Source organism: Streptococcus mitis (assembly GCF_002096925.1).
In the GTDB taxonomy this organism is placed as follows: Bacteria; Bacillota; Bacilli; order Lactobacillales; family Streptococcaceae; genus Streptococcus; species Streptococcus mitis_AF.
The window spans coordinates 1-7,417 of the sequence record NZ_NCVN01000048.1 but is presented as its reverse complement, the minus strand read 5'-3'; the positions used below and the strand labels follow the sequence as shown (position 1 = coordinate 7,417).

The 7,417-nt window shown below is 39.8% G+C and carries 4 protein-coding genes and 1 pseudogene; 4 read left to right on the top strand and 1 reads right to left on the bottom strand.

What is annotated here, in order from left to right; all coding sequences use genetic code 11:
• A partial coding sequence (locus tag B7692_RS07385) for a MiiA motif-containing surface protein (protein ID WP_142360047.1) occupies positions 1 to 1,509 on the top strand: 1,509 nt, incomplete at its 5' end.
• An 83-nt stretch (positions 1,510 to 1,592) separates the two neighbouring features.
• Here the strand turns inward: B7692_RS07385 and B7692_RS07380 are convergent.
• Positions 1,593 to 2,927: pseudogene (locus tag B7692_RS07380) on the bottom strand (transposase).
• Between the two features lie 29 nt (positions 2,928 to 2,956).
• Between B7692_RS07380 and B7692_RS07375 the strand changes: the two are divergent.
• From B7692_RS07375 to B7692_RS07365, 3 genes are read left to right on the top strand one after another with little or no spacing between them, the layout of a single operon-like run.
• A complete protein-coding gene (locus B7692_RS07375; protein ID WP_084930346.1) occupies positions 2,957 to 5,407 on the top strand; it encodes a bifunctional DnaQ family exonuclease/ATP-dependent helicase in 2,451 nt (816 codons plus the stop codon).
• 36 nt (positions 5,408 to 5,443) lie between these two features.
• The gene (locus B7692_RS07370; RefSeq protein ID WP_033684954.1) at positions 5,444 to 6,667 is read left to right on the top strand and encodes an FtsW/RodA/SpoVE family cell cycle protein; all 1,224 of its coding nucleotides are present in this window, start codon (positions 5,444 to 5,446) and stop codon (positions 6,665 to 6,667) included.
• 10 nt (positions 6,668 to 6,677) lie between these two features.
• Complete coding sequence (locus tag B7692_RS07365; protein WP_084930345.1) at positions 6,678 to 7,232, top strand: DJ-1 family glyoxalase III; 555 nt, start codon at positions 6,678 to 6,680, stop codon at positions 7,230 to 7,232.
• Positions 7,233 to 7,417 lie beyond the last annotated feature (185 nt).

Sequence of the window (7,417 nt, the reverse complement as noted above, 5' to 3'; positions counted from 1 at the left end):
AATCCAGAAGCCCTTACTCCAGAAGAGAAGAAAGCTATTGAGGATAAGGTTAAAGCCGTTAACCCAGGAGCTACGGTTGTAGTAGATGACAAAGGTAACGCAACTGTTACAACACCTTCAGGTAAGACAGCGGTTATTCCAGCAGCTGATTTGACGAAGACAGCAGAAGCAGCGTCTAAACCAAATGCAGGCGACGATGTGATTACCCCAGCGTCTAAGACAGTAGTAGCTAATCCAGAAGCCCTTACTCCAGAAGAGAAGAAAGCTATTGAGGATAAGGTTAAAGCCGTTAACCCAGGAGCTACGGTTGTAGTAGATGACAAAGGTAACGCAACTGTTACAACACCTTCAGGTAAGACAGCGGTTATTCCAGCAGCTGATTTGACGAAGACAGCAGAAGCAGCGGCTAAACCAAATGCAGGCGACGATGTGATTACCCCAGCGTCTAAGACAGTAGTAGCCAATCCAGAAGCCCTTACTCCAGAAGAGAAGAAAGCTATTGAGGATAAGGTTAAAGCCGTTAACCCAGGTGCTACGGTTGTAGTAGATGACAAAGGTAACGCAACTGTTACAACACCTTCAGGTAAGACAGCGGTTATTCCAGCAGCTGATTTGACGAAGACAGCAGAAGCAGTCGCTAAACCAAATGCAGGCAATGATATCAACACACCGGCGGTTAAAACAGCAGTTGCTAAGAAAGATGCTTTAACTGATGCAGAAAAAGAAGCAGTTAAGAAAGCAGTATCAGCCGTTAACCCAGGCTCAACTGTCGTAGTAGATGATAAAGGAAATGCGACAGTTACTACGAAAGATGGTAAGACAGCCGTAATTCCTGCTTCTCAACTAGTTATTCCAACAGAAAAACTTGCAGACCTATCTGAGCAAAATGGTGTGAATATTCCAGCTACACGTACCTTGGTAGCAGATAAGAATAACTTAACTCCTGAAGAAATTGCTAAGATTAAGGTTGCTGTGGAAGCTGTAAATCCAGGCTCAACAGTTGTTGTAGATGAAAAGGGTAACGCGACAGTAACCACAGTAGATGGAAAAACAGCAACAATTTCAGCTGAACAATTAGTTAAAGATGAAGCAGATGTAGCTACTAAAAACAATGGTGAAAATCTTAATCTTGATTTTGAAAAACAACTTGTAGCTGATTTGGACAATTTAACAGACGCGGATAAAGCGGGAGCTAAAGCCAAAATTATGGCAGCTAACCCAGATGTAGCAGAAGTAATCTTCGATGATAAAGGAAATGCAACGGTTATTTTGAATAATGGTAAAGCATATACAGTTTTAGCTAAAGATATCTTTAAAGAAATTCCTTATGTTCCATCATATAATGGAGGAAATAATAGAATTAATAACGCTGAAACAGCTAACGTGAATACAGTGGCTAAAGAATTGCCTAACACAGGTACAGAAGCTAACGCTAGCCTCGCAGCGCTTGGACTTCTTGGAGCCCTAAGTGGATTTGGACTTCTTTCTCGCAAGAAAAAAGAAGACTAAAAACTCATAGTTTTTAAGAAGATGATTCGTCATCTTCTTTTTTTTTTAATGCTCTTTGTCAACTGTAGTGGGTTGAAGAAAAGCTAAGATTGAGAAAGGACAAATTTCGTCCTTTCTTTTTTGATGTTTAGAGCGATAAAAATCCGTTTTTTGAACTTTTCAAAGTTCCGAAAACCAAAGGCATTGCGTTTGATAAGATTATTAGTTGCTTCCAATTTGGCGTTAGAATAGGGTAATTGAAGAGCGTTGACAATCTTCTCTTTATCCTTGAGATAAAGTTTTAAAGATAGTCTGAAAAAGGGGATAAACCTGTTTTAGATTGTCCTCAATGAGTCCGAAAAATTTCTCCTGCTCCTTACTTTGGAAGTGAAAAAGCAAGAGTTGAGAGAGATGGTAGTGGTGTTTCAAGTCTTCTGAATAGCTCAAAAGCTTGTCAAGAATCTCTTTATTGGTTAAGTGCATACGAAAAGTAGGGCGATAAAAACGTTTATCACTCAATTTACGACTATCCTGTTGGATGAGCTTGCAGTAACGCTTGATAGCCTTATATTCATGAGATTTTCGTTCAAATTGATTCATAATTTGGACACGCACACGAATCATAGCACGGCTTAAGTGTTGGAGTAAAACAGTCCAGTGGAGTGTTTTAGCCTAAGTTTAGAAATATAATAACGAAGGGTGAAAGCGATCTAGAACGATTTTAGTATTCGGGAGTGAAACAGTCTGGGAGACTGTTTCAGCCTGAGCCTAGAAATTCGAAAGCGAATCTGTTTAGCTAAGGCATAGTAGGGACTAAACAGATCCATAGTAATGATTTTCACCTGACATCGGACTACTCTATCGTAGCGCAGAAAATGATTTCGGATAATAGCCTGTGTTCTTCCCTCAAGAACAGTGATAATATTGAGATTGTCAAAATCTTGCGCAATGAAACTCATCTTTCCCTTGGTGAAGGAGTACTCATCCTGAGACATAGTCTTTGGAAGCCGAGAAAAATCATGCTTAAAGTGAAAGTCATTGAGCTTGTGAATGACAGTTGAAGTTGAAATGCCAAGCTGATGGGCAATATCAGTCATAGAAGCCTCTTCAATTAACTTTTAAGCAATCTTTTGGTTAATGATACGAGGGATTTGGTGATTCTTTTTGACGATAGAAGTCTCAGCCACCATCATTTTCAAACACTGATAACACTTAAAACGGCATTTTTTAAGAAGAATTCTAGTAGGCATACCAGTTGTTTCGAGGTAAGGAATCTTAGACGGTTTTTGAAAGTCATATTTCTTTATTTGGCTTCCGCAATCAGGGCAAGATGGGACCTCATAATCCAGTCTAGCGATGATTTCTTTGTGGGTATCCCTATTAACGATAAAAATTTTTTCAAGCAAAGTGATTTTTCTATCGAAGTTGAGTGGTGCCAAATAGCCCTTTTTTTGGTATAATTTTTATAATGAAAACGATTGGTAATCGCTATGTTGTGGTGGATTTAGAGGCAACTAGCACAGGTAGTAAGGCTAAAATTATCCAAGTGGGAATTGTTGTGATTGAGAATGGGAAAATCGTCGATCACTATACGACGGATGTCAATCCACATGAACCTTTGGATGCTCATATCAAAGAACTGACAGGACTGACTGACCAACGTCTGGAGCAAGCACCTGATTTTTCGCAAGTTGCTAGAAAAATCTTTGACTTGGTGGAGGATGGGATTTTTGTAGCCCATAATGTTCAGTTTGATGCCAATCTTTTGGCGGAAAATTTATTTTTTGAAGGCTATGAACTAAGAAATCCTCGTATTGACACGGTCGAATTGGCTCAGGTTTTTTTCCCTGAACTGGAAAAATATAGCTTGCCGATATTGTGTCGAGAATTAGGAATTCCTCTAAAACATGCTCACACAGCCCTTTCAGATGCCCAAGCTACTGCGGAATTACTTCTTTTTTTACGAGAAAAGATGGCCCAACTTCCTAAAGGACTCTTGGAACGCTTGCTGGAAATGGCTGACGCCCTCTTATATGAGTCCTACCTGGTTATTGAAGAAATTTATCGCAGCCAATCTATTCTGACTTCTCCAGACTTGGTCGAAGTTCAAGGACTGTATTTCAAGAAAACTGGAGCTCCCCTGGAGCCACGAAAACTATCCCAAGATTTTTCTAAAAATATTTCTTTGTTGAACCTTGAAGTGAGGGAACGACAAGAAAGTTTTGCTAAAGAGGTTGGCTTGCTATTGAAAGATGAGCCTGTCTCATTAATTCAAGCTCCGACTGGGATTGGGAAAACCTATGGATATCTCTTACCTGCTTTGTCCCAAGTGGAAAATCGTCAGATTGTCCTTAGCGTTCCGACAAAGATTCTTCAAAATCAGATCATGGAAGAAGAAGGTAAACGTCTCAAGGAAGTGTTCCATATAGATATTCATAGTTTAAAAGGACCACACAATTATCTGAAGTTGGATGCCTTTTATCGTTCCTTGCAGGAAAATGATGAAAATCGCTTATTTAGACGCTTTAAAATGCAACTCTTGGTTTGGTTGACAGAGACAGAGAAAGGAGATTTGGATGAAATCGGGCAACTCTACCGTTACCAACATTTTCTGACTGATCTTCGTCATGACGGGAATTTATCATCTCAGAGCTTATTTGTGACGGAAGATTTTTGGAAACGTAGTCAAGAAAAGGCACAAACCTGCAAGCTTTTAGTGACCAATCATGCCTATCTTGTAACCAGACTTGAAGATAATCCTGAATTTGTCAGCGACCGTTTATTGATTATTGATGAAGTTCAAAAGATTTTGTTAGCTCTAGAAAATCTGCTTCAAGAGACCTACGATATCCAGTCTATTATCGATTTGCTTGATAAGGCTTTACTGGAGGAGCAAAATAAGGTCCAGCAACGAATACTAGAAAGTATTCGCTTTGAGTGCTTCTACTTGATAGAACAATTTCAGTCTGGAAAATCTAGGAAAAATATCTTAGATTCTCTGGTCAATCTCCACCAGTATTTTTCAGAATTAGAAGTAGAAGGCTTTGAGGAGCTGGTTCGCTATTTTACAGCTGACCGAGACTACTGGCTTGAAGCAATTGAAACGAGTCAAAAGAAAATTCAAATTTCTTCTACGAAATCAGGACGTATTCTTCTATCTTCTTTAATACCTAATTCATGTCAAGTCTTGGGAGTGTCGGCTACTCTTGAGATTAGTCAGAGGGTTTCTTTGGCAGATCTTTTAGGCTACCCTGAAGCCAAATTTGTCAAGATTGAAGCTCGGGGAAAACAGGATCAAGAAGTGGTCTTGGTCAAGGATTTTCCCTTGGTAACAGAAACCTCCTTAGAAGTCTACGCCAAAGAGGTAGCTGATTTGCTGATGGATGTTCAAGATTTCCAGCAACCGATTTTAGTTCTCTTTACTGCTAAAGACATGCTTCTAGCAGTATCGGATTTACTTCCAGTTAGCCACTTGGCCCAGTATAAAAATGGGGATGTTCATCAGCTTAAGAAACGCTTTGAAAAAGGTGAACAACAAATCCTGCTAGGTGCAGCAAGTTTCTGGGAGGGAGTTGATTTTTCAAGTCATCCTTTTGTGATTCAAGTTGTACCAAGACTTCCTTTCCAAAATCCTCAAGAGCCCTTGACGAAAAAGATTAATCAGGAACTGAATCAGGAAGGAAAAAATGCCTTTTATGATTATCAGTTACCAATGGCCATTATTCGTTTAAAGCAAGCTTTGGGAAGAAGTATGAGACGCGAACACCAACGTTCCTTAACTCTTATTTTGGATAGGAGAATTGTCGGAAAGCGATATGGCAAACAAATTGTGACTTCTCTAGCAAAAGAAGCGACCGTTAAAACCGTCTCTCAATCCGAAGTTGATGAGGCTATTGATAAATTTTTAAATGAACTTTGATAAATAGTATTGTATGAAAGTATAAGGTTAGTATATATGAAACGTTCTCTCGACTCTAGAGTCGATTATAGTTTGCTCTTGCCAGTGTTTTTTCTACTGGTTATTGGCGTGGTGGCTATTTATATAGCCGTTAGTCATGATTATCCAAACAATATTTTGCCCATTTTAGGGCAGCAGGTCGCCTGGATCGCCTTGGGGCTTGTGATTGGTTTTGTGGTCATGCTTTTTAATACAGAATTTCTTTGGAAGGTGACCCCTTTTCTATATATTTTAGGCTTGGGACTTATGGTTTTACCTATCGTCTTTTATAATCCAAGCTTAGTTGCATCAACAGGTGCCAAAAACTGGGTATCGGTAAATGGTGTTACCTTGTTCCAGCCGTCAGAATTTATGAAGATATCCTATATCCTCATGTTGGCTCGTGTGATTGTCCAGTTTACAAAAAAACATAAGGAATGGAGACGTACAGTTCCGCTGGACTTCTTGTTGATTTTCTGGATGATTCTCTTTACTATTCCAGTCCTAGTTCTTTTGGCACTTCAAAGTGACTTAGGGACAGCTTTGGTTTTTGTAGCCATTTTCTCAGGAATCGTCTTGCTATCAGGAGTTTCTTGGAAAATTATTATCCCAGTATTTGTGACTGCTGTAACAGGAATTGCTGGTTTCTTAGCTATTTTTATCAGCAAGGATGGCCGGGCTTTTCTCCATCAACTGGGAATGCCGACATACCAAATCAACCGTATTTTAGCTTGGCTCAATCCATTTGACTTTGCCCAAACAACGACCTACCAACAGGCTCAAGGGCAGATTGCCATTGGAAGCGGTGGCTTGTTTGGTCAAGGATTTAATGCTTCTAATCTGCTTATTCCAGTTCGTGAGTCGGATATGATTTTCACGGTGATCGCAGAAGATTTTGGCTTTATTGGTTCTGTCCTTGTTATTGCTCTTTATCTCATGCTCATTTACCGTATGTTGAAGATTACTCTCAAATCAAATAACCAGTTCTACACCTATATTTCCACAGGTTTGATTATGATGTTGCTCTTCCACATCTTTGAAAATATCGGTGCTGTGACGGGCTTACTTCCTTTGACCGGGATTCCACTGCCTTTCATTTCACAAGGGGGATCGGCTATTATTAGTAATTTGATTGGTGTTGGCTTGCTTTTATCGATGAGTTACCAGACCAATCTAGCTGAAGAAAAGAGTGGAAAAGTCCCATTCAAACGGAAAAAGGTTGTATTAAAACGAATCAAATAAGGAGAAAATCATGGTTAAAGTAGCAGTTATGTTAGCTCAGGGCTTTGAAGAAATTGAAGCTTTGACAGTAGTAGATGTCTTGCGTCGTGCCAATATCACTTGTGATATGGTTGGTTTTGAAGAGCAAGTGACAGGTTCGCATGCAATCCAAGTCAGAGCAGATCGTGTCTTTGATGGTGATTTATCAGACTATGACATGATTGTCCTTCCTGGAGGGATGCCAGGTTCTGCAAATTTGCGTGACAACCAGTCCTTGATTCAAGAATTGCAAAGCTTCGAGCAAGAAGGAAAGAAATTGGCAGCCATTTGTGCGGCGCCAATTGCCCTCAATCAAGCAGGAGTATTGAAAAAAAAGCAGTTTACTTGCTATGATGGCGTTCAAAAGCAAATCATTGATGGTCAATACGTCAAGGAAACAGTAGTGGTAGATGGACATTTGACAACCAGTCGGGGCCCTTCAACAGCCCTTGCCTTTGCCTACGAGTTGGTGGAGCAACTAGGCGGAGATGCAGAGAGTTTACGAACTGGAATGCTCTATCGAGATGTCTTTGGTAAAAATCAATAAAACGGTCTCCATAATTTCCATAGGGTAGTACTTACTTAAAATATTATATCTCTGATATAAACTCATAGTGTTTAAGAAGATGATTCGTCATCTTCTTTTTTTATTATGTGACTATTAGTCCGTCTCGCTCCGTTAGGTGAGAGACAAAAAAACCACCCGCTATGCGGGTGCGCGTCGAAGGTTAT

What these genes read in the sequence shown, in the direction of transcription:
- B7692_RS07375 (WP_084930346.1), top strand. Translation starts at nt 2,957, where the DNA reads ATGAAAACGATTGGTAATCGCTATGTTGTGGTGGATTTAGAGGCAACT.
- B7692_RS07365 (WP_084930345.1), top strand. Translation starts at nt 6,678, where the DNA reads ATGGTTAAAGTAGCAGTTATGTTAGCTCAGGGCTTTGAAGAAATTGAA.
- B7692_RS07370 (WP_033684954.1), top strand. Translation starts at nt 5,444, where the DNA reads ATGAAACGTTCTCTCGACTCTAGAGTCGATTATAGTTTGCTCTTGCCA.